Source organism: Hydrogenophaga sp. T66 (assembly GCF_057219855.1).
Genome location: NZ_JBXVVX010000001.1, coordinates 386,653 through 406,651, shown reverse-complemented (window position 1 = coordinate 406,651; position 19,999 = coordinate 386,653). Strand labels below are relative to the sequence as shown.

Annotated in this window: 23 protein-coding genes and 1 tRNA gene; 8 read left to right on the top strand and 16 right to left on the bottom strand. The window is 66.7% G+C overall.

All coding sequences use genetic code 11. The annotated features are described in order from the left end of the window. Positions 1–25: 25 nt before the first annotated feature. Genes AC2D80_RS01930 through AC2D80_RS01910 form a run of 5 tightly spaced genes read left to right on the top strand, consistent with a single transcriptional unit; the run spans position 26 to position 3,680 of the window. Positions 26–1,246, top strand: coding sequence for a type II secretion system F family protein (locus tag AC2D80_RS01930; protein ID WP_484631292.1), 1,221 nt, complete (start codon positions 26–28; stop codon positions 1,244–1,246). Beyond that, entirely contained in the window at positions 1,246–2,094 is an 849-nt protein-coding gene (locus tag AC2D80_RS01925) for a prepilin peptidase (RefSeq protein ID WP_484631291.1), read from the top strand. Before AC2D80_RS01930 ends, AC2D80_RS01925 begins: the two co-directional genes overlap by 1 nt. Beyond that, positions 2,091–2,690, top strand: a complete 600-nt coding sequence (coaE, locus tag AC2D80_RS01920) for a dephospho-CoA kinase (RefSeq protein WP_484631290.1) — start codon at positions 2,091–2,093, stop codon at positions 2,688–2,690. Before AC2D80_RS01925 ends, coaE begins: the two co-directional genes overlap by 4 nt. Positions 2,691–2,727: 37 nt before the next feature. Then, positions 2,728–3,483, top strand: coding sequence for a cell division protein ZapD (zapD, locus tag AC2D80_RS01915; RefSeq protein WP_484631289.1), 756 nt, complete (start codon positions 2,728–2,730; stop codon positions 3,481–3,483). Next, on the top strand, positions 3,480–3,680 hold the full coding sequence (locus AC2D80_RS01910) for a DNA gyrase inhibitor YacG (RefSeq protein ID WP_484631288.1): 201 nt from the start codon (positions 3,480–3,482) through the stop codon (positions 3,678–3,680). The genes zapD and AC2D80_RS01910 overlap by 4 nt, the downstream gene beginning before the upstream one ends. A 5-nt stretch (positions 3,681–3,685) precedes the next feature. Here AC2D80_RS01910 and AC2D80_RS01905 read toward each other — a convergent pair whose 3' ends face one another. The 5 genes from AC2D80_RS01905 to AC2D80_RS01885 all read right to left on the bottom strand — a co-directional run bounded on the left by AC2D80_RS01905 (position 3,686) and on the right by AC2D80_RS01885 (position 10,116). After that, the gene (locus tag AC2D80_RS01905; RefSeq protein WP_484631287.1) at positions 3,686–4,141 is read right to left on the bottom strand and encodes an NUDIX domain-containing protein; all 456 of its coding nucleotides are present in this window, start codon (positions 4,139–4,141) and stop codon (positions 3,686–3,688) included. Next, complete coding sequence (locus AC2D80_RS01900) at positions 4,138–5,010, bottom strand: ATP-binding protein (RefSeq protein WP_484631286.1); 873 nt, start codon at positions 5,008–5,010, stop codon at positions 4,138–4,140. Before AC2D80_RS01900 ends, AC2D80_RS01905 begins: the two co-directional genes overlap by 4 nt. After that, a complete protein-coding gene (gene argJ, locus AC2D80_RS01895; RefSeq protein WP_484631285.1) occupies positions 5,007–6,254 on the bottom strand; it encodes a bifunctional glutamate N-acetyltransferase/amino-acid acetyltransferase ArgJ in 1,248 nt (415 codons plus the stop codon). The genes AC2D80_RS01900 and argJ overlap by 4 nt, the downstream gene beginning before the upstream one ends. A gap of 55 nt (positions 6,255–6,309) precedes the next feature. Continuing rightward, on the bottom strand, positions 6,310–9,054 hold the full coding sequence (secA, locus tag AC2D80_RS01890) for a preprotein translocase subunit SecA (RefSeq protein ID WP_484631284.1): 2,745 nt from the start codon (positions 9,052–9,054) through the stop codon (positions 6,310–6,312). A gap of 141 nt (positions 9,055–9,195) precedes the next feature. Beyond that, a complete protein-coding gene (locus tag AC2D80_RS01885) occupies positions 9,196–10,116 on the bottom strand; it encodes a M23 family metallopeptidase (RefSeq protein WP_484631283.1) in 921 nt (306 codons plus the stop codon). Positions 10,117–10,185: 69 nt separating this feature from the next. Here AC2D80_RS01885 and AC2D80_RS01880 point away from each other — a divergent pair, with 69 nt between their 5' ends. Further along, positions 10,186–10,509, top strand: a complete 324-nt coding sequence (locus AC2D80_RS01880; RefSeq protein WP_484631282.1) for a hypothetical protein — start codon at positions 10,186–10,188, stop codon at positions 10,507–10,509. A gap of 4 nt (positions 10,510–10,513) precedes the next feature. On the opposite strand, the gene AC2D80_RS01875 is transcribed toward AC2D80_RS01880, so the two are convergent. The 6 genes from AC2D80_RS01875 to petA all read right to left on the bottom strand — a co-directional run bounded on the left by AC2D80_RS01875 (position 10,514) and on the right by petA (position 14,709). Then, positions 10,514–10,589 (bottom strand) — tRNA-Thr (locus tag AC2D80_RS01875). A 24-nt stretch (positions 10,590–10,613) separates the two neighbouring features. Next, on the bottom strand, positions 10,614–11,102 hold the full coding sequence (locus tag AC2D80_RS01870; protein ID WP_484631281.1) for a ClpXP protease specificity-enhancing factor: 489 nt from the start codon (positions 11,100–11,102) through the stop codon (positions 10,614–10,616). 41 nt (positions 11,103–11,143) lie between these two features. Then, positions 11,144–11,755: a glutathione S-transferase N-terminal domain-containing protein gene (locus tag AC2D80_RS01865; protein ID WP_484631280.1), complete on the bottom strand. Its 612-nt coding sequence runs from the start codon at positions 11,753–11,755 to the stop codon at positions 11,144–11,146. Positions 11,756–11,861: 106 nt separating this feature from the next. After that, a complete protein-coding gene (locus AC2D80_RS01860; protein WP_484631279.1) occupies positions 11,862–12,617 on the bottom strand; it encodes a cytochrome c1 in 756 nt (251 codons plus the stop codon). 28 nt (positions 12,618–12,645) lie between these two features. Further along, on the bottom strand, positions 12,646–14,046 hold the full coding sequence (locus AC2D80_RS01855) for a cytochrome b (RefSeq protein WP_484631278.1): 1,401 nt from the start codon (positions 14,044–14,046) through the stop codon (positions 12,646–12,648). Positions 14,047–14,091: 45 nt separating this feature from the next. Beyond that, a complete protein-coding gene (gene petA / locus AC2D80_RS01850; protein WP_484631277.1) occupies positions 14,092–14,709 on the bottom strand; it encodes a ubiquinol-cytochrome c reductase iron-sulfur subunit in 618 nt (205 codons plus the stop codon). A 177-nt stretch (positions 14,710–14,886) separates the two neighbouring features. Here petA and mscL point away from each other — a divergent pair, with 177 nt between their 5' ends. Further along, a complete protein-coding gene (gene mscL, locus AC2D80_RS01845) occupies positions 14,887–15,318 on the top strand; it encodes a large conductance mechanosensitive channel protein MscL (protein WP_484631276.1) in 432 nt (143 codons plus the stop codon). Between the two features lie 29 nt (positions 15,319–15,347). On the opposite strand, the gene pdxA is transcribed toward mscL, so the two are convergent. After that, the gene (pdxA, locus tag AC2D80_RS01840) at positions 15,348–16,379 is read right to left on the bottom strand and encodes a 4-hydroxythreonine-4-phosphate dehydrogenase PdxA (protein ID WP_484631275.1); all 1,032 of its coding nucleotides are present in this window, start codon (positions 16,377–16,379) and stop codon (positions 15,348–15,350) included. Next, complete coding sequence (locus AC2D80_RS01835) at positions 16,360–17,121, bottom strand: Nif3-like dinuclear metal center hexameric protein (protein ID WP_484631274.1); 762 nt, start codon at positions 17,119–17,121, stop codon at positions 16,360–16,362. The genes pdxA and AC2D80_RS01835 overlap by 20 nt, the downstream gene beginning before the upstream one ends. A gap of 53 nt (positions 17,122–17,174) precedes the next feature. Here AC2D80_RS01835 and AC2D80_RS01830 point away from each other — a divergent pair, with 53 nt between their 5' ends. After that, the gene (locus AC2D80_RS01830; RefSeq protein WP_484631273.1) at positions 17,175–18,326 is read left to right on the top strand and encodes a S1C family serine protease; all 1,152 of its coding nucleotides are present in this window, start codon (positions 17,175–17,177) and stop codon (positions 18,324–18,326) included. A gap of 24 nt (positions 18,327–18,350) precedes the next feature. Here the strand turns inward: AC2D80_RS01830 and tatC are convergent, their stop codons facing one another. The 3 genes from tatC to tatA all read right to left on the bottom strand — a co-directional run bounded on the left by tatC (position 18,351) and on the right by tatA (position 19,944). Beyond that, complete coding sequence (gene tatC, locus AC2D80_RS01825; protein WP_484631272.1) at positions 18,351–19,136, bottom strand: twin-arginine translocase subunit TatC; 786 nt, start codon at positions 19,134–19,136, stop codon at positions 18,351–18,353. Continuing rightward, positions 19,136–19,621, bottom strand: a complete 486-nt coding sequence (locus tag AC2D80_RS01820) for a Sec-independent protein translocase subunit TatA/TatB (protein ID WP_484631271.1) — start codon at positions 19,619–19,621, stop codon at positions 19,136–19,138. The genes tatC and AC2D80_RS01820 overlap by 1 nt, the downstream gene beginning before the upstream one ends. 77 nt (positions 19,622–19,698) lie before the next feature. Beyond that, a complete protein-coding gene (tatA, locus tag AC2D80_RS01815) occupies positions 19,699–19,944 on the bottom strand; it encodes a Sec-independent protein translocase subunit TatA (protein ID WP_484631270.1) in 246 nt (81 codons plus the stop codon). Positions 19,945–19,999 lie beyond the last annotated feature (55 nt).

Genomic DNA, 19,999 nt, shown 5'->3' with positions numbered 1-19,999 from the left:
GCGGCATCACCACTGAGGGACAGCCATGGCGACGGCGGCGACGACCAAACCCACCAAAGATTTCGTCTTCGAATGGGAAGGCAAGGACCGCAACGGCAAGCCGGTGCGGGGCGAGACGCGCGCGGGCGGAGAGAACCAGGTGCTGGCCATGCTTCGGCGCCAGGGGGTGATCCCTTCGAAAATCAAAAAACGGAAGATGTCGTCGGCCAAACGCATCAAGCCGAAGGACATTGCGCTGTTCACCCGTCAGATGGCGACCATGATGAAGGCGGGTGTGCCGCTGCTGCAGTCCTTCGACATCGTGGGCCGCGGCAACGCCAATCCCAGCGTCACCAAGCTGCTCAACGACATCCGCTCCGACGTCGAAACCGGCACGTCGCTTAGCGCTGCCTTCCGCAAGCACCCCCTGTATTTCGACAACCTGTACTGCAACCTCGTGGAAGCCGGTGAAGCCGCCGGTATTCTGGAAGACCTGCTCGACCGGCTCGCGGTCTACATGGAGAAGACCGAGGCGATCAAGTCGAAGATCAAGTCGGCGCTCATGTACCCGACGTCGGTGATCATCGTTGCGTTCGTGGTGGTGGCGGTGATCATGATCTTCGTGATTCCGGCGTTCAAGGAAGTGTTCACCTCCTTCGGCGCCGATCTGCCCGCGCCGACGCTGTTCGTCATCGGCATGAGCGAGTTCTTCGTGAAATGGTGGTGGCTGATCTTCGGCGGACTGGGTGGTGGTTTCTACTTCTTCTTCCAGGCCTGGCGACGCAGTGAGAAGGTCCAGCAGTTCATGGACCGCATGATGCTGAAGATGCCCGTCTTTGGGCCCCTGGTGGAGAAATCGGTGATCGCGCGCTGGACCCGGACGCTGGCCACCATGTTCGGTGCTGGCGTGCCCCTCGTGGAAGCGCTGGATTCCGTGGGTGGCGCGTCGGGCAATTCGGTCTACGCCCTGGCGACCGAGAAGATCCAGGCTGAGGTGTCCACCGGCACCAGCCTGACCATGGCCATGACGAACGCGAACATCTTTCCGTCGATGGTGCTTCAGATGTGCGCGATTGGCGAAGAGTCCGGGTCCATCGACCACATGCTCGGCAAGGCGGCCGACTTTTACGAGGCCGAGGTTGATGACATGGTCGCCGGCCTTTCCAGCCTGATGGAGCCGATCATCATCGTCGTGTTGGGCACCATCATCGGTGGCATCGTGGTGTCGATGTACCTGCCGATCTTCAAGCTCGGTCAGGTGGTTTGATGGTCGCGGAACTCGCTGGGGCGCCGGCGGTGGCGCTGCTGGGGGTGCTCGGCCTTTTGGTGGGCAGCTTTCTCAACGTCGTCATTCACCGGCTGCCGCGCATGATGGAGCGGCAATGGGCCGCCGAGTGCGCCGAGATGCAGGGCGCTGAAGCGCCAGCGGCCGAGCGCTTCAACCTGGTGGTGCCTCGCTCGCGGTGTCCCCACTGCGGGCACCGCATCCGCTGGTTCGAAAACATCCCGGTGCTGAGCTTCCTCGCGCTGCGGGGCCGGTGCAGCGCCTGCGGCGCGGCCATTGGCGTGCGCTACCCGGTGGTTGAGTTGGTCACCGGCGCTTTCTTTGCGTGGTGCGGCTGGCGGTGGGGCCTGAGCCTGGTAGCGCTGTCGTGGTGCGGGTTCGCCGCGGTGGTACTCGCTCTGGCCGCGATCGATTGGGACACCACGCTGCTGCCCGACGATCTCACCTTGCCTTTGCTGTGGGCCGGATTGCTGGGCGGTGCGCTGGGGATCACTGGTGTGCGTCTGGACGACGCTGTGTGGGGTGCGGCTGCCGGCTATCTGTCGTTGTGGAGCGTGTACTGGGCCTTCAAGCTGATCACCGGCAAAGAGGGCATGGGTTACGGCGATTTCAAGCTGTTCGCCGCCTTCGGCGCCTGGTTCGGCTGGCAGGCGCTGGTGCCGATCATCCTGATGGCTTCAGTGATTGGTGCCGTGGTTGGTATCGCCATCAAGTTCCGTGGTGAACTGCGCGAAGGGGGTTATGTGCCGTTCGGCCCGTTCCTCGCCCTCGGCGGCCTCACCGCCATGGTGTTTGGCCCGGGCGCGATCCTCGCCGCGGTGGGTCTGTGACGCGCTGGCGTATTGGGCTCACTGGGGGTATCGGCAGCGGCAAGAGCACGCTGGCGCGCCTGCTCCAGGGCGCGGGTGCCGACGTCATCGACGCGGATGCGTTGGCACGGGCCTGCACCGCGCCCGGGGGAGCGGCCATGCCGGCGATCGAGGCGCGCTTTGGTGCAGATGTCTTGACGCCGGAGGGCGCGCTCGACCGCGACCGCATGCGCGCGCTGGCATTCGCCCAGCCCGATGCGCGACGGGCGCTCGAAGCGATCGTGCATCCGCTGGTGGGTCGAGCCATCGATGACGCCGTCCGCGCGGCCCGCAGCCGATGCGTGGTGTTGGACATCCCGCTGCTCGCGGAGTCGGCGGGCCGTTGGTCCGCCCGGCTTGATCGCGTGGTGGTGGTGGACTGCGAAGAGGCCACGCAACGCCGTCGCGTGATGGCGCGCAACGGATGGTCGGCGCCCGCGGTCGACGCCGTGATGGCCCAGCAAGCCAGCCGGGCGCAGCGGCGGGCCATCGCCGACGTTGTGGTGGTCAATGAAGGGGAGTCGATCGATCCCCTCCGGGCCCAGGCGCAGCGGCTGGCCCAACGCTTCGGGCTATGATGGGCGCCCCTGTGGATCGAAGCCCCGCGCCGCGCCCGTGATCCTCTACGAATACCCTTTCAACGAACGCATCCGCACCTACCTCCGGCTGGAACACCTGTTTCGCCGACTGGCCGAGCTGATGCCGCGCGATCACGCGCTGGACCACCATTTCGCCATCCAGACGATCTTCGAGATCATGGACGTCGCCTCCCGCGCCGACATGAAGTCAGACGTCCTGAAGGACCTGGATCGCCACAAGCAGGTGCTCAATGGCTACCGGGGCAATCCGGCGATCTCCGAAAAGGCGCTGGACGAGGTGATTGCGCAGATCGACGATGATTTCGCCCGCCTGACCGGCCTCGCCGGCAAGACGGGGCAATCGCTGACCGACAACGACTGGCTGATGGCGATCCGCAGCCGCATCGGCATTCCGGGCGGCACCTGCGAGTTCGATCTGCCAGCCTACTACCACTGGCAACACCGGAGTGCCGACCTGCGCCGGGTCGATCTGGTGGGCTGGGCGCAGGCGCTGGCACCGCTGGCCGACAGCATCGGACTCCTGCTGCGGCTCATGCGCGACGGCGGCGCACCGCAAAAGGTGGTGGCACCGGGCGGTCAGTACCAGCAGAACCTGCCGCAAGGTCGCACGTTCCAGCTGCTGCGCGTGCGGGTGGACGCTTCAGCCGGCCTGATCCCGGAGATCAGCGGCAACCGCCTGATGTTCTCGGTCCGCCTGATGCGCCAAGGCGACGACGGGCGCCTGCAACCCAGCCACGACGACGCCAGCTTTGAGCTGGCCCTGTGCGCATGACGCCGTCGCCACACCCCCACCGTGTGGTGCGCTGCCCGCGCTGTGGTGGCGACAGCCTGTACGCGCCCGACAATCCGCACCGCCCGTTCTGCAGCGAGCGCTGCCGCCAGATCGACTTTGGCGCCTGGGCGAGCGAGCAGTTTGCCCTGCCCCAGCGTGACGCGCCCGACCCGGGCCACTACGGGCCAATCGGCTGACTGCCTCAGCGGGCGGCCGCTTCCTCGGCCAACCACGCCAGCACGGGCACCGTGCCCGGCAACACCGGCTCGCAGCCCACCGGCAAGCGCTCCCAGCGGGCCTGTTGGCCTTCGTGCATCTGCAAGCCGCCGGTCCAGTCAAACACCTTGCAGAAATGAAGGCGCACCAGGGCGTGCGGGTAGTCAACCAGTTGTTCACGCCACGCGTGGGCCGCGCCGATGGTCACGCCAATCTCTTCCTGCAGCTCCCGGCGCAGGGCCTGCTCCACCGATTCCCCCGCCTCCAGTTTGCCGCCGGGAAACTCCCAGAAACCGGCATACACCTTGCCCGTCGGGCGCGAGGTCAGCAGGAAACGCCCGTCGGGGTCGATGAGGATACCCACCGCCACGTCAGTCACCGGACGCTCGGCCCTCGGCTCGCCGCCCGGCGCATCCACCACCAGCAAGCTGCCGGTGCTCATGCGGCGTGGGCGCCAGCGAAGTCGCGGGCAAACTGATACGCCACCCGGCCACTGCGCGAACCGCGCTCCAGCGCCCAGACCAGCGCTTTTGGACGCGCCGCCTCGACCGCCGCTGGCGGCACGCCGAACGCGCGCAGCCATTGCGCCACGATGGCGAGGTATTCGTCCTGGCTGAACGGATAGAAGCTGATCCACAACCCGAAGCGCTCGGACAGCGAGATCTTCTCCTCCACGCCCTCGCCCGGGTGCACCTCGCCATCGGCCGTGTGGGTGTACGTGAGGTTTTCCTTCATGTACTCCGGCAGCAGGTGGCGGCGGTTGCTCGTGGCGTAGATGAGCACGTTGGCGCTGGCGGCGGACACCGAGCCATCGAGGATCGACTTGAGCGCCTTGTACCCGGGCTCGCCATCTTCAAAGCTGAGATCGTCGCAATAAACGATGAATTTCTCCGGACGGGCCGCCACCACGTCCACGATGTCGGGCAAGTCCACCAGGTCGGCCTTGTCCACCTCGATCAGCCGCAGGCCTTGAGACGCATAGGCGTTCAGGCAGGCCTTCACCAGCGAACTCTTGCCGGTGCCACGCGCGCCGGTGAGCAGCACGTTGTTGGCGGGCAACCCTCGCACGAACTGCTCGGTGTTGCGCTGGATGCGCTCCTTCTGGCCGTCGATTTCCTGCAGGTCGGCCAGGGCCACGGCCGCCACATGACGCACCGGCTCAAGCGCACCATGGCCGCTGCTGCGCTTGCGGTAGCGGAAGGCCACAGAGGCGCCCCAGTCGGGTTCGCCCAGCGGGCTTGGCAGCACCGCCTCGATACGGTCGATGAGGGCCTCGGCGCGCGCCAGCAGGCGCTCGAACGACGGGTTCATGAACGGTAATCGGCGTTGATGGTCACGTAATCGTGGCTGAAGTCGCACGTCCACACCGTCTCGGCCGCGCTGCCGCGGCCCAGCCCGATGCGCACGTCGATCTCTGCCGGCTTCATGGCCGCAGCGCCGTCGGCCTCGCGGTAGTCGGGGTGACGACCGCCGCGCGTCACCACGTGCACATCGCCGAGCCAGAGATCGATACCCCCCACGTCCAGGTCGTCGATGCCCGCATAGCCGACCGCGGCCAGGATGCGCCCGAGGTTGGGATCGCTGGCGAAGAAAGCGGTCTTGACAAGCGGCGAGTGGGCCACGGCATACGCGGCCTTGAGGCACTCGGCGCTGTCGCGGCCGCCCTCGACCCGGATGCTGATGAACTTGGTGGCGCCTTCGCCATCGCGCACGATCGCGTGGGCCAGTTCGCGGGCCAACGGGGCCAGACCGGCGATGAGCGCGTGGCCGGCCGGGCTGTCGAGGTCGGTGATCGGCGCGTGGCCGGCGCGGCCGGTGGCGATCACGACGAAGGAGTCGTTGGTGCTGGTGTCGCCATCGACGGTGATCCGGTTGAACGACACGTCCGCCAGGCGACGGGCCAGCGCGTCCATCAGATCCGGGGCCACCGCAGCGTCGGTGGCGAGGAAGCCCAGCATGGTGGCCATGTTCGGCCGGATCATGCCGGCGCCCTTGGCGATGCCGGTGGCGGCGATCGCCTGCCCGTCGACCACAAAACGCCGGCTGGCCGCCTTGGGCAGCGTGTCGGTGGTCATGATGCCCTGGGCGGCGGTCAGCCAGGCCGCGCCGCTGTCGCTGCCGGCGCCGGCGGCGTGGGCCAGCGCAGCGGGCAGGCCAGCCAGCAAACGGTCCATGGGCAGCGGCTCCATGATCACGCCGGTGGAAAACGGCAGGATTTGTTCGTGGTTGACGCCCAGGCTGCGGCCCAGCGCGGCACAGGTCTGGCGTGCGTGGGTCAGGCCGCTTTCGCCAGTGCCGGCATTGGCATTGCCCGTGTTGATCACCAGCGCCCGTACACCCTGCCCGCTCGCCAGATGCTCGCGGCACACCTGCACCGGAGCGGCCGCATAACGGTTGCGCGTGAACACAGCGCCCACGGCGCAACCCTCGTCGAGGAGAAACACCGTGAGGTCTTTGCGGGCGGCCTTGCGAATGCCAGCCTCGGCAACGCCGATGCGCACGCCGCGCACCGCAGCAAGCGACGCCGCATCGGGAATGGACAGGTGAACGGGCATGGGGACTCCGGAAAAGCGCCGCCACGCCGCGTGGCGGCCGGTCAGGGACGGGGGCTCAGTCGAGCTTGCCGTGGCAGTGCTTGTACTTCTTGCCGCTGCCACACGGGCACGGTTCGTTGCGCCCCACCCGGGGCACGTCCGCCCGCGCCGTGGCGGGATCGGCGGTGACTTCCGGCTCGCCGGTTTCGGTGGGCGCGGTGTAGGTCACGTTGCTGATCGACTCCGCCTTCTCTTCGAGCTGCTCGGCCGCCTGCTCGATCTGCTCGGCCGACTGCACGCGCACGTTCATCAGGAGACGCGTCACGTCGTTCTTCACGGTGTCGAGCAACTGCGCAAACAAGGTGAACGCCTCGCGCTTGTATTCCTGCTTCGGTTGCTTCTGGGCGTAGCCACGCAGGTGAATGCCTTGGCGCAGGTAATCCAGCGCGGCGATGTGCTCGCGCCATTGGGCGTCGATGGTTTGCAACAGCACCACCCGCTCAAACGAGGTGAAGCTCTGCTCACCCACGAGCGCGACCTTGGCATCAAACGCGGCCTTGGCCGCCGCTTGCACGCGGGCGACGATCTCCTCGGGGTCCATCTCGTCGGCCTCGCTCACCCACTGGGTGACCGGCACGTCAACGCCCCACTCTTCGCGCAAGGACTTCTCCAGCGCCGGCAAGTCCCACTGCTCCTCCACGCTGCCCGGCGGCACATGGGCGTGCACCAGATCGGCGAAGCAGCCGTCGCGCAGCGCGTCGATCTGCTCGCGCAGCGTCGTGGCGTCCAGGATCTCGTTGCGCTGCTGGTAGATCACCTTGCGCTGGTCGTTGGCCACATCGTCGTACTCGAGCAGCTGCTTGCGCACGTCGAAGTTGCGGGCCTCGACCTTGCGCTGGGCACTCTCGATGCTGCGGGTCACGATGCCGGCCTCGATGGCCTCGCCTTCCGGCATCTTCAGCCGGTCCATGATGGCGCGCACGCGGTCGCCCGCGAAGATGCGCATCAGCGGATCGTCCAGCGACAGGTAGAAGCGCGACGAACCGGGGTCGCCCTGGCGGCCCGAACGGCCGCGCAGCTGGTTGTCGATGCGGCGCGACTCGTGGCGCTCGGTGGCGATGATGCGCAGCCCGCCCAGGCTCTTCACCTTGTCGTGGTCGGCCTGCCACTGCGCGCGCAGCTGCTCCACCCGCGCAGCGCGGGCCGCCTCCGGCAGGCTGTCGTCGGCCTCGATCGCAGCCGTCATCTTTTCCAGGTTGCCGCCCAGCACGATGTCGGTACCGCGGCCAGCCATGTTGGTGGCGATCGTGATCGCGCCCGGCCGTCCCGCCTGCACGATGATGTCGGCTTCCCGCGCATGCTGTTTGGCGTTGAGCACCTCGTGCGGCAGCTTGGCCTCGCGCAGCAGCTGGGAAATGATCTCCGAGTTTTCGATCGACGACGTGCCCACGAGCACCGGCTGGCCTCGCTCGTGGCACTCCCGGATGTCGGCGATGGCGGCCTGGTATTTTTCGGCGGTCGTCTTGTAGACCCGGTCGAGCTGGTCGTCTCGCTTGCTCGGGCGGTTCGGCGGAATGACCACCGTTTCCAGGCCATAAATTTCCTGGAATTCGTAGGCCTCGGTGTCTGCGGTGCCCGTCATACCGGCGAGCTTGCCGTACAGGCGGAAGTAGTTCTGGAAGGTGATCGACGCCAGCGTCTGGTTCTCCGGCTGGATGGCCACACCCTCTTTCGCCTCCACGGCCTGGTGCAGGCCGTCGCTCCAGCGGCGACCCGCCATCAAGCGGCCGGTGAACTCGTCGACGATGATGATCTCGCCGCCCTGGTTCACGTAATGCTGGTCGCGGTGGTAGAGATGATGGGCCTTGAGCGACGTGACCAGGTGGTGCAGCAGCGAGATGTTGGCCGGGTCATACAGCGAAGCGCCCTCGGGAAGCAGACCCGCCTGGCTCAACAGACGCTCGGCGTTTTCATGGCCCTGTTCGGTCAGGTGGATGCTGTGCGCCTTTTCATCGACGGTGAAGTCGCCGGGCTTGATCACGCCTTCGCCGGTGCGCGGGTCGGCCTCGCCCTCCTGTCGGGTGAGGTGCGGCACCAAGCGGTTGATCGCCACATACATCGGCGTCTGGTCCTCGGCCTGACCGCTGATGATCAGGGGCGTGCGCGCCTCGTCGATCAGGATCGAGTCCACCTCGTCCACGATGGCGTAGTTCAACCCGCGCTGCACGCGATCGGCCGACTCGTAGACCATGTTGTCGCGCAAGTAGTCGAAGCCGTACTCGTTGTTCGTGCCGTAGGTGATGTCGGCGGCGTAGGCGGCCTGCTTGTCCTCGCGCGGCATCTGCGGCAGGTTGATGCCCACGGTCAGGCCGAGAAAGCCGTACAGGCGACCCATCCACTGCGCGTCGCGGGAAGCCAGGTAGTCGTTCACCGTGACGACGTGAACGCCCTTGCCGGTCAGGGCGTTGAGGTACACGGGCAGCGTGGCGGTGAGCGTCTTGCCCTCGCCGGTGCGCATCTCGGCCACCTTGCCTTGGTGAAGGGCCAGGCCACCGATCATCTGCACGTCGAAGTGACGCATCTTCATCACCCGCTTGCTGGCCTCGCGGACCACCGCGAAGGCTTCGGGCAGCAACGCGTCAAGGGCTTCGCCGTCGGCGATCCGTTGCTTGAACACCGCGGTCTTGCCGCGGAGCTCGTCGTCCGACAGTTTCTCGAACTGGGGCTCCAGCGCGTTGATGCGCTCCACCGTCTTGCGGTACTGCTTCAGCAGGCGATCGTTGCGGCTGCCAAACAGCTTGGTGAGGAAATTCGTGGCCATGGATTCGGGGCCCGCGGCACCCGCGACGGGCGGGGCGCTAAGCGCTGGGGGAGGGATCGGATCCCGGCGGGTTGACGGCCTGATCACAGGCTGTCGGCCACACCGGGCGAAGCGGCGATTTTAGCGGCCGAGGGCCACTGCTCAGGGGCGCTTGGGCGGTGCCTGTGCCTGGGCTTGCCGCACGGTGTCGCCGGCCGCCAGAAACTTCTGGGGGTCCTGCGGGATACCCGCCACCAGAACCTCGAAATGCAGGTGCGGGCCGGTGGAACGGCCGGTGGAGCCGATCTCGGCGATCAGCTGGCCGCGCTTGACCAGATCACCTGCCTTCACGTGGACCTTCGACGCGTGCGCATAGCGGGTGACCAGCTGGTTGCCGTGGTCGATATCGATCAGGTTGCCGTAGGCCGCGTGGTACTCCTGCGCGATCACCACGCCACCCGCGGCGGCATAGATCGGCGTGCCGACCTCGCCCGGAAAGTCCAGTCCGGTGTGCATGGCCGACTGGCCGGTGATCGGATCGATGCGCCACCCGAAGGGCGAGCCCTTGTCCACGCTGGGCACCGGATTGGCCGTCGGCACCATGGATTGCTGGATGCGAAGGTCGAACAGGCGGGACTCGGCCGCCATCAACCAGTCGACCTGGCTGCCCGCGGTGTGGTCGAACCGATCCAGCGCACCACTGAGCTCTTCCAGACCGATGTTCCGCGGAGCGATCAAGGTGCCGCCGGCACCCGGGGGCGCCTTCACCTCGGCCGGGTTGAGGCCGGCGAGTCCGGCGACACGCTGGCCGAGGGCGTCCAGCTGCACCATGCGGGCCTGCAATTCGCCGAGCTTGCGGGCCATGGCGTCGAGGTTGGCGCGGAGGTAGGCATCCCGCTCGCCTGCGGTGTTCTGGTGGATCAGTCGCGCCACCGACGCAAAACCGGGCCAGCCTTGGCGAACGCCCTCCAAAAACACCCAGTGGTAGATCGTGATCGAACCCAGCATCAGCAACACGGACGCCATCACGCCCGCGCCCAGCAGCTTCCAGCCGCTGAGGTGCAGCGCTTGGCGCTTCGCCATCCAGGCGTCCGTGATAATGATGTGCACCCGTCGATCCTTTGAACTGCGGCCGCTCTCGCGGTCTGTCACATGGCTCTGCCTTCCTCACCGCGCCGCGTTTTCAGCCTCGAGCAAGCGGTCGATGCCGCTGCGCCGCTGGCCGCGCTGCAGGAGCGCCTGCGCGCCTCGCAGTGGTGCCTGGAACAGATCCAGCCCCTCATGCCCGCGCCACTGCGCACGCAGGTGACCGCCGGGCCGCTGGACGGCAACGAGTGGTGCCTGCTGGTGCGCAGCGCCGCTGCCTCGGCGAAGCTGAGACAACTGCTGCCCACATTCGTTCAGGCACTCGCTCAGCGGGGTGCGCAGGTTAGCGCAATCCGCCTCAAAGTCCAAACGCCCACCCACGGGCGATAAAGGGTGGTGCCGCTTGTCTGGATCGAACAGACGACCTATCGCTTACAAGGCGATTGCTCTACCAGCTGAGCTAAAGCGGCGCCGGAACCTGAGATTCTAGGACGTCACTTGACCCGCTTGAGTTGCGGTCGGCCACCCGGCCGCCCCGTGCCGTTGGGCGGCTCGGGGGGTGGTTCGTCTCCGGCGTCGGAGGGCACGGCCTGCAGCGGCGGCCGCGACGGCTCTGGCGGCGTCCGCGGCGCAGACACCGGGACAGCGGCGACCGGCGCCGGCGCCGGGAAGGCCATTCCCTGGCCGTTCTCGCGCGCGTAGATGGCGATCACGTGGGTGACTGGCACGATGATGTCGCGCGCCACGCCCCCAAAGCGCGCCTTGAACTCGATGAACTCGTTGCCCAGTCGCAGGCCGCTGGTGGCGTCCATGCTGACGTTGAGCACGATCTCACCGTTCTTCACAAACTCCGCCGGCACCTGTACCGACGCATCCACGTGCACCGCGATGTAGGGCGAAAAGCCGTTGTCGGCGCACCATTCGTGCAGCGCGCGGATGAGATACGGGCGGGTGGACGGGATGGGCGCGTCAGCGGCGTTCATGCGAGGGTGCGGTGGGTTCGGCGGCTCGCGTCAGCGCGGCGTCACTTGCGCATCACCTTTTCAGACGGCGTCAGCGCTTCGATGTAGGCCGGGCGCGAGAAGATCCGCTCGGCGTACTTGAGCAGCGGCGCGGCGTTCTTGCTGAGCTCGATGCCGTAGAAATCGAGGCGCCACAGCAGCGGCGCGATCGCCACATCCAGCATAGAGAAGTTGTCGCCCAGCATGAACTTGTTCTTCATGAACACGGGCGCCAGTTGCGTGAGCCGATCGCGGATGTGCGTGCGGGCCTTTTCCATCGCCTTCTCGTTGCCCTTGGTCGCGCGGGATTCGAGGGTCGACACGTGCGTGAAGAGCTCTTTCTCGAAGTTCAGCAGGAACAGGCGCACGCGGGCGCGATCAACCGGATCGCCCGGCATCAGTTGCGGGTGCGGGAAGCGCTCGTCGATGTACTCGTTGATGATGTTCGACTCGTAGAGGATGAGATCACGCTCCACCAGGATCGGCACCTGCCCGTACGGGTTCATCACGCTGATGTCTTCGGGCTTGTTGTACAGATCCACATCGCGGATCTCGAAGTCCATGCCCTTTTCGAACAGGACAAAGCGGCAGCGGTGGGAAAAGGGGCAGGTCGTGCCCGAGTACAGGACCATCATGGCGCAGTCTCCTTAAAGCAAAAAACAGTGGTTTGCAGGAGTGCCCAGCGGGCACGGCAAACCACTGCGTTCGGGCGCGGCGCCCGACGGGCGCCACGGGACCGGATTACTTGATGTCTTTCCAGAAAGCGGCGTTGAGACGCCAGGCCACCACGGTGAACGCGGCCAGGAAGATCATCACCCACACCCCGATACGGATGCGGCTGTTTTGGGCCGGCTCGGCCATCCACTGCAGGTAGGCGACGAGGTCACCGACGTTCTGGTCGTACTCGGCCGGGGTCATGGTGCCGGGCTTGACTTGCTCCCAGCCCTTGAGGACCTCGACTTCCTTGCCGTGGCTCATCACCTTTTCGTACACCGGACGGCGCTCACCCTGCAGCTCCCACAGCGGGTGCGGCATGCCGATGTTGGGGTAAGCCTTGTTGTTCCAGCCCGTGGGCTTCGTGTCGTCACGGTAGTAGGTGCGCAGCAGGGTGTAGAGGTAGTCCACGCCCGGGCCTTCGCGGCTCGACTTGGAACGCGCCACCAGGGTGAGGTCCGGCGGGTTCTTGCCGAACCAGGCCTTGGCTTCGTTCGGGTTGATCGACGCCTTCATGGTGTCGCCGATCTTGTCGGTGGTGAAGGTCAGGTTCTCGGCGATCTGCTTGTCGTTTAGGCCGATGTCACGCAGGCGGTTGTAGCGCATGAAGGCGGCCGAGTGGCAGCCAAGGCAGTAGTTGACAAACAGCTTGGCACCGTTTTGCAGGGCGGCCATGTCGTTCGTGCGCTTGGGCGCCTTGTCAAGCGGGATGCCGCCACCAGCGGCCAAAGCGGCGCTTGCCAGTCCCAGCGACAGCGCGAGGCCCAGAAGGATTTTTTTCATGTCAGGGTTCTCCGAATCTCGCGGGCGTTCAGTGCGGCTGGAAGGTCACGCGGCTGGGCACGGGCTTGAACTCGCCCAGGCGGCTCCACCACGGCATCAGCAGGAAGAAGCCGAAGTAGAACAGGGTACCCACCTGAGACACACGCTCGCCGATCGGCGACGGCGGCAGGACGCCGAGGTAGCCGAGCACGAGGAAGTTGACCACGAACACGCCGTAGAGCCACTTGTTCCACGTCGGGCGGTAGCGGATCGACTTGACCGGGCTGTTGTCCAGCCACGGCAGGAAGAACAGGATGATCACGGCAGCGCCCATCACCACGACGCCCCAGAACTTGGCGTCGATGGAGAGCATGGCGGCGCTCAGGGCCACCGCACCGATCACGATCGCGCCCTTCAGGGCAGCGGCGATCTGCGCCTTGAGCACACCCAGCAGCGCACCCAGCACCACGCACGCCACGAGCACGTACATCATCTCGGCGGTGATCGCACGCAGCATCGAATAGAAGGGCGTGAAGTACCACACCGGCGCAATGTGCAGCGGCGTCGTCAGCGGGTCGGCCGGGATGAAGTTGTTGTATTCCAGGAAGTAGCCACCGAACTCGGGTGCGAAGAACACCACGGCCGAGAAGATCATCAGGAAGACCGACACGCCCAGGATGTCGTGCACGGTGTAGTACGGGTGGAAGGGGATGCCGTCCACGGGCTTGCCGCTGGCGTCCTTGTTGGCCTTGATCTCCACGCCATCGGGGTTGTTCGAGCCCACTTCGTGCAGCGCAATGATGTGGGCCACCACCAGACCGAGCAGCACCAGCGGCACGGCGATCACGTGGAAGCTGAAGAAGCGGTTCAGGGTGGCATCGCCGACCACGAAGTCACCGCGGATCAGCAGGGCGAGGTCAGGGCCAACGAACGGGATCGCAGAGAACAGGTTCACGATCACCTGGGCGCCCCAGTAGGACATCTGGCCCCAGGGCAGCAGATAGCCCATGAAAGCCTCGGCCATCAGGCACAGGAAGATGGCGCAACCGAACACCCACACCAACTCACGCGGCTTGCGGTAGCTGCCGTAGATCAGGCCGCGGAACATGTGAAGGTAGACCACCACGAAGAACGCCGAGGCGCCGGTGGAGTGCATGTAGCGGATGAGCCAGCCCCACGGCACGTCACGCATGATGTACTCGACCGAGGCGAAGGCGAGGTTCGCGTCGGGCTTGTAGTGCATCACCAGAAAGATGCCGGTGACGATCTGGATCACGAGCACGAGCAGCGCGAGCGAGCCGAAGAAGTACCAGAAGTTGAAGTTCTTGGGCGCGTAGTACTCGGCCAGGTGCTCGTTGTAGAGCTTGGACAGCGGGAACCGGTTGTCGATCCAGTTCAGCGCCTTCGCGCTCATCGGCGCGTCGGGGGAGATCTCTTTGAATTCAGCCATGGGGTGCCTCTATGTCCGAAAGCGTGAATCGGGGCGGGCGGGCGCTCAGGCCGCCTTGTCTTCGCCGACGAGCAGGATGTTGTCGGAGAGGAACTGGTGGGGCGGCACCTCGAGGTTGTCGGGTGCAGGCTTGTTCTTGAAGACGCGGCCGGCGACGTCGAAGGTCGAACCGTGGCAGGCGCACAGGAAACCGCCCTGCCAGTCATCCGGCAGCGAGGGCTGCGGGCCGGGGGTGAGTTTGTCGGCCGGGGAGCAGCCCAGATGCGTGCAGATGCCCACCGTGACCAGGAACTCGGGCTTGATGGAGCGATGGCGGTTCTTGGCGTACTCCGGCGTCGGCACGGCGGTGCGGTCGGAGTTGGGATCGGCCAGCTGACCCTCCACCTTTTCCAGGGAAGCCAGCTGCTCGGGGGTGCGGCGCATGATCCACACCGGCTTGCCGCGCCATTCGACGACCTTCTTCTCGCCCGGGGCGATGGTCGACACGTCCACCTCGACCGCCGCGCCGGCCGCCTTGGCCTTCTCGGAGGGCTGGAAGGTGCTCACGAAAGGAACGGCCACGGCCGCCGCGCCCACGCCACCCATGGCGCAGGACGTGATCAGCCAGGTGCGGCGGCTGCTGTCCACAGCGCCATTGCCAGGTTTGGCGGTAGCTTCACTCATGGGTTTCTTTCCAGATACGAGACGGGTATTGGGGACAACCCGACATTCTAGCGGACGCTCCCGGTGGTCCCCGCTTGTCCGGGTGACCCACTGCGGCATCGGGGCGTCTGTCAGGGGCTTTGGCGCGCTGTCGTGTGTGAGAATCGTCACACCCAACCACGCGAGGAGGCGATTTCCATGGGGATGATGCAGGAGTTCAAGGAGTTTGCCGTCAAGGGCAACGTGATCGATCTCGCCGTGGGCGTGATCATCGGCGGCGCCTTCGGCAAGATCGTGACGTCCATGGTCGAGGACATCATCATGCCGGTGGTGGGCATGGTGTTCGGCAAACTGGACTTCAGCAACCTGTTTGTGCCACTGGCCACGGTACCCGAAGGCACGGCCCGCACGCTGGCGGCCATGAAAGCGGCGGGCGTGCCGGTGTTTGCTTACGGCAATTTCCTCACCGTGGCCCTGAACTTCGCCATTCTCGCTTTCATTATTTTCCTGATGATCAAGCAGATCAACCGCCTCAAGCGCGAGGCCCCGCCGCCGCCGCCGGCGGCACCAGCGCCGGAACCCGAGGACATTGCCCTGCTGCGCGAAATCCGCGACAGCCTCAAGAAGTAACCCGCCCGCGGGGCAGGCCCGCGCCAGGGTCAAGGGCGGGATGTCGCCAGGGCCGCGTCGATGGCGGCCAGCAAGCTGTCCGCGCTGGCCAGACCGCGACCCGCGATGTCGAACGCGGTCCCGTGATCGGGGCTGGTGCGCACGAAGGGTAAGCCGAGCGTGGTGTTCACGCCGTGCTCCACGCCCAACAGCTTGATCGGGATCAGCCCCTGGTCGTGATACATCGCGATCACCGCGTCAAACGCCCCTTGGCGGGCCCGCATGAACACGGTGTCGGGCGGATGCGGGCCGGACGCGTCGATGCCGGCCGCCCGCGCCGCCGCCACCGCCGGCGCAATCTGCTCGATCTCTTCCCGCCCGAACAGCCCGCCCTCGCCCGCGTGTGGGTTAAGCCCAGCCACCGCGAGCCGGGGCGCGACCACGCCGGCGCGGCGGAAATGGGCGTGGGCGATTTCCAGCGTCTGAAGCACGTTGTCCGGGGTCACGGCGTCGATCGCCGCCCGAAGGGACACGTGGATGCTGACCAGGACCGTGGCCAGTCCGGGGGCGCTGAGCATCATGCGCACCGGCACGTGCGTCACCGGGACGCCCGCGTGCTCCGCCGCCAGCGCTTGCAGCAATTCGGTGTGGCCCGGATGAGACACGCCGGCGGCCGCGAGCGCCTCTTTGTGCAGCGGCGCGGTGACAACCGCCCGTACCGCGCCTTGGAGCGCGGCGGTCGCGGCGGTCACCACAGCGTCGGCGGCGAGTCGCCCGGCCAGGGCAGACACCTGCCCCAACGCCGGCGGCGCCACCCCGGCGCCGACATCCCACAGGGCCACCCGCCCGGGCTGGCCGGAGGCCCGGGGGGCCTCTACGCGTTCGATCGCCGGCATACCGGGCAGGTCGCGGCAGGCGCGGACCAGCGAGGCCGCGTGTCCGACCAACAGGACCGACGGCACCAAGTCCGGCCGCAACACCAGCGCGCGGGCGACGATCTCCGGGCCGATGCCGGCCGGATCGCCCAGGGTGATGGCCAGTGGCCGGGAGACGGCCGCCGGGTCAGGCCGGGTTGGGGACATCGATGAAGCGGTGCGTGAGGCCAAAGCGGTCGGCCAGTGCCTGCGCGAGCGCGGGCGCGCCGTAGCGTTCGGACGCGTGGTGGCCGCAAGCGATGAAAGCCACGCCGCTTTCGCGGGCGTAGTGGGCCTGGGGCTCGGAGATTTCACCGGTGATGAACACGTCCACCCCGACGGCGATGGCGGCTTCGAAGTACCCCTGGGCCCCGCCCGTGCACAGGCCGATCCGGCGCACGGGTCGGTCGGTGGGCTCGGCCACGACGGTGACCGCGCGTCCCAGGCGGGCGGCGACGTCGTCGGCCAGCGCGTGCGCCGACGGCATGGCGCGTTCGCCGACAAAGCCGAGCCGCTGATCGCCAAAGCGCTCGCCGTCCGCCAGCGCGATGCCGAGCACACGGGCGAGCTGGACGTTGTTGCCCAGCGTGGGGTGGGCATCCAAGGGCAGGTGGTAGGCGATGAGGTTGATGTCGTGGGCGAGCAGGCGCTGCAAGCGCTGCTTCATCCAGCCGGTGACCCGACCGTCCTGACCGCGCCAGAAAAGACCGTGGTGGACGACCACCGCATCGGCGCCGTCGGCGATGGCCGCGTCGATCAGCGCGCGGCTGGCCGTCACGCCGCTGACCACATGGCGTACCCGCTCCCGGCCCTCCACCTGCAGACCGTTGGGGCCGTAGTCTTTGAAGAGCTGGGGCTGCAGCCACTCATCGGCCGCCTGCACCAGCGCATTGCGTGAAGCCTCGCTCATGCGGCGATTCTGACAGGCGGCAAGACCGCGCAGGGATGCGGGACAATCGCCGCATGAAACGCATCTGGCTCCTGTTTGCCCAAACCGTCACCGTGCTGGTGGCCGCCCTGTTCGTCGTCGCCACGCTGCAGCCGCAGTGGCTGGGCCGCGCGCGCACCGGCGTGTCGGTGGTGCCGGTGTTTGAGGCCGCACCGGGCACGGGCGGCGAGGTGCCAGCCGGCACCCACAGCTTCCGCACCGCCGCCAAGGCGGCCGCACCGGCGGTGGTGAGCATCAACACCAGCAAGGCGCCGCTGAGCAACCCGCACAGCGCCGACCCGTGGTTCCGCTTCTTCTTCGGCGATCAGGCACAAAACCAGCCGCAGACCGGCCTGGGTTCGGGCGTGATCGTGAGCCCGGCGGGCTACGTGATCACCAACAACCACGTGGTCGAAGAGGCCGACGAAATCGTGGTGTCGCTCAACGACGGCCGCCAGACGGTGGGCAAGGTCATCGGCACCGACCCCGAGACCGACCTGGCGATCCTGAAGATCGAACTGACCGACCTGCCGGTGATCACGCTGGGCAATTCCGACGAATTGCAGATCGGCGACCCGGTACTGGCCATCGGCAACCCTTTCGGCGTGGGCCAGACCGTCACGGGCGGGATCGTCAGTGCCCTGGGGCGCACGCAACTCGGCATCAACACCTTCGAGAACTTCATCCAGACCGACGCGGCCATCAACCCGGGCAACTCGGGCGGTGCCTTGGTCGACGCGGGCGGACGGCTCATGGGCATCAACACCGCCATTTACTCCCGCTCGGGTGGGTCGATGGGCATCGGCTTTGCCATCCCCACGTCCACCGCCCGCAGCGTGATGGAGTCGATCGTCAAGGACGGACAGGTCACGCGGGGCTGGATCGGGGTGGAGCCGCAAGACCTGAGTCCCGAGCTGGCCGAGAGTTTCGGCGTGAAGGCGGGTCAAGGCGTGATCATCACGGGCGTGTTGCAAAACGGTCCCGCGGCCCGCGCCGGGCTGCGTCCGGGCGACGTGATCACCGCGGTGCGGGGTCAGCCAGTGACCACGGTGCCTGAACTGCTGTCGGCCGTGGCGGCGCTCACGCCCGGCGAAGCCGCATCGCTCGATGTCGTTCGCCGCGACGGGACGACCCAGATCAACGTCGTGCCCGCCCGACGCCAGCCGATCGTTCGCCGCGAACGCTGAATCAGCGCCGCGCCGCGCGGGCGATCAGGCCGTTTCTTCGTCGGCCGCGCCGTCGGTGCGCGGCTTCACAAACCACTGCGCGCCCCAGATGCCCATTTCGTAGAGCAGGCACATCGGGATGGCCAGCGCCAGCTGCGAAATCACGTCCGGGGGCGTGACCACCGCCGCGATGATGAAGGCAATGACGATGAAGTAGCCGCGGAAGTCCTTGAGCTTCTGCACCGTCACCATGCCCATCTTCACCAGAAGAATCACCACCACCGGCACCTGGAAGGCCAGGCCGAAGGCGAGGTAGAGCGACAGGATCGCCTCCACATAGGACGCGATGTCGGGCGTGGCGGCGACGCTGGCGGGCGTGAATTTCTGGATGAAGCCGAACATCTTGTCCAGCACGAAGAACTGCACGAAGGCAATGCCGACATAGGCCAGCAAGCTGCCCAACACAATCAAGGGAATGGCAAAGCGTTTCTCGTGGCTGTACAGGCCGGGCGCCACAAAGGCCCAGATCTGGTACATCCACCACGGCAGCGACAGCAGCAGCGCCGCCATGGCCAGCACCTTCAGCGGCACGAAGAAAGGCGAGAACACGCCCACCGCGATCAACTTGGCGTCGGGCGGCATGTGGGCCTTGATCGGGATGGCAATCAGGTCAATCAGACCGCTGGGGCCGGGCCACAGGGCCAGGGCCGCCATGCACACGGCCAGTCCGATCACGCCCGCCAGCAGGCGATCGCGCAGCTCCATGAGGTGCTGCACGAAGGGCTGTTCGGTGCCCGCGAGTTCGTCGTCGGTGGATTTGGGGTCGGACATCAGCGGGGCGCGGAGGGAGAGCGGGGGCGGAATCGCGCCACCCGGGCGGCGCCAGACTGGGTGCGGGTGCGCACGCCGGCGCGGGCCTTGTACCACTGCGGCACGGCCCCACGCTTGAGGCGCCAGTTTTTCTTGGGTCGCTGGTAAGCGGGATACACCGGCGTGTCGGCGACCGGCTCGCTCAGGGGCGCGTCCAGGTCGAGCCCCCCCGTGGCGTCGGACCACGACTTCTCGAAGTCCTGCGTGGTGTCGCGCACCGACGACTCGACGTCGCGAGCGGCGTTTTCCACCGAATCCTTCATTTTGCGAAGCTCTTCCAGATCCATCGACCGGTTGACTTCGGCCTTGACGTCGGCGACGTAGCGCTGGGCTTTGCCCAGCAGCGCGCCGATGGTGCGCGCCACGCGCGGCAGCTTCTCCGGGCCGATGACGATGAGCGCCACGGCGCCGATGAGCGCGAGCTTGGAAATGCCCAGATCAATCATGAATCGGCCCGTGTCGGCCCGCGGCGCCTGGCGCGGCGGGCGTCAGGCGAAGCCGTGCCAGCGCACGGCATGGCGGATCAGCTTTTTTGCTTGGCTTCGACGTCGATCGTGGTTTTCTCGGCGGTGGCCTGCGCCACTTGCGCCGGTGCAGCGGCCGACGCGTCGGCAGCCGTGCTGTTGCCGTTGGCGTCCTTCATGCCGTCCTTGAAGCCCTTGACGGCACCGCCGAGATCGGAGCCGATGTTCTTGAGCTTCTTGGTGCCGAACACCATCACCACGATGAGGAGCACGATCAGCCAGTGCCAGATGGAAAAGGTACCCATGGAGATCTCCGGAATGTGAGGGCGGCGCTGTGCGCGTGGGGTGGGATTCTACGAT

Coding starts and splice junctions, on each gene's coding strand:
- secA (WP_484631284.1), bottom strand. CDS start 9,054: ATGGCCACGAATTTCCTCACCAAGCTGTTTGGCAGCCGCAACGATCGC.
- AC2D80_RS01865 (WP_484631280.1), bottom strand. CDS start 11,755: ATGATGGTCCTGTACTCGGGCACGACCTGCCCCTTTTCCCACCGCTGC.
- AC2D80_RS01925 (WP_484631291.1), top strand. CDS start 1,246: ATGGTCGCGGAACTCGCTGGGGCGCCGGCGGTGGCGCTGCTGGGGGTG.
- AC2D80_RS01900 (WP_484631286.1), bottom strand. CDS start 5,010: ATGAACCCGTCGTTCGAGCGCCTGCTGGCGCGCGCCGAGGCCCTCATC.
- AC2D80_RS01885 (WP_484631283.1), bottom strand. CDS start 10,116: ATGGCGAAGCGCCAAGCGCTGCACCTCAGCGGCTGGAAGCTGCTGGGC.
- AC2D80_RS01830 (WP_484631273.1), top strand. CDS start 17,175: ATGAAACGCATCTGGCTCCTGTTTGCCCAAACCGTCACCGTGCTGGTG.
- AC2D80_RS01880 (WP_484631282.1), top strand. CDS start 10,186: ATGGCTCTGCCTTCCTCACCGCGCCGCGTTTTCAGCCTCGAGCAAGCG.
- AC2D80_RS01860 (WP_484631279.1), bottom strand. CDS start 12,617: ATGAAAAAAATCCTTCTGGGCCTCGCGCTGTCGCTGGGACTGGCAAGC.
- AC2D80_RS01820 (WP_484631271.1), bottom strand. CDS start 19,621: ATGATTGATCTGGGCATTTCCAAGCTCGCGCTCATCGGCGCCGTGGCG.
- AC2D80_RS01855 (WP_484631278.1), bottom strand. CDS start 14,046: ATGGCTGAATTCAAAGAGATCTCCCCCGACGCGCCGATGAGCGCGAAG.
- AC2D80_RS01835 (WP_484631274.1), bottom strand. CDS start 17,121: ATGAGCGAGGCTTCACGCAATGCGCTGGTGCAGGCGGCCGATGAGTGG.
- AC2D80_RS01930 (WP_484631292.1), top strand. CDS start 26: ATGGCGACGGCGGCGACGACCAAACCCACCAAAGATTTCGTCTTCGAA.
- tatA (WP_484631270.1), bottom strand. CDS start 19,944: ATGGGTACCTTTTCCATCTGGCACTGGCTGATCGTGCTCCTCATCGTG.
- pdxA (WP_484631275.1), bottom strand. CDS start 16,379: ATGTCCCCAACCCGGCCTGACCCGGCGGCCGTCTCCCGGCCACTGGCC.
- argJ (WP_484631285.1), bottom strand. CDS start 6,254: ATGCCCGTTCACCTGTCCATTCCCGATGCGGCGTCGCTTGCTGCGGTG.
- AC2D80_RS01910 (WP_484631288.1), top strand. CDS start 3,480: ATGACGCCGTCGCCACACCCCCACCGTGTGGTGCGCTGCCCGCGCTGT.
- petA (WP_484631277.1), bottom strand. CDS start 14,709: ATGAGTGAAGCTACCGCCAAACCTGGCAATGGCGCTGTGGACAGCAGC.
- mscL (WP_484631276.1), top strand. CDS start 14,887: ATGGGGATGATGCAGGAGTTCAAGGAGTTTGCCGTCAAGGGCAACGTG.
- tatC (WP_484631272.1), bottom strand. CDS start 19,136: ATGTCCGACCCCAAATCCACCGACGACGAACTCGCGGGCACCGAACAG.
- AC2D80_RS01870 (WP_484631281.1), bottom strand. CDS start 11,102: ATGAACGCCGCTGACGCGCCCATCCCGTCCACCCGCCCGTATCTCATC.
- AC2D80_RS01905 (WP_484631287.1), bottom strand. CDS start 4,141: ATGAGCACCGGCAGCTTGCTGGTGGTGGATGCGCCGGGCGGCGAGCCG.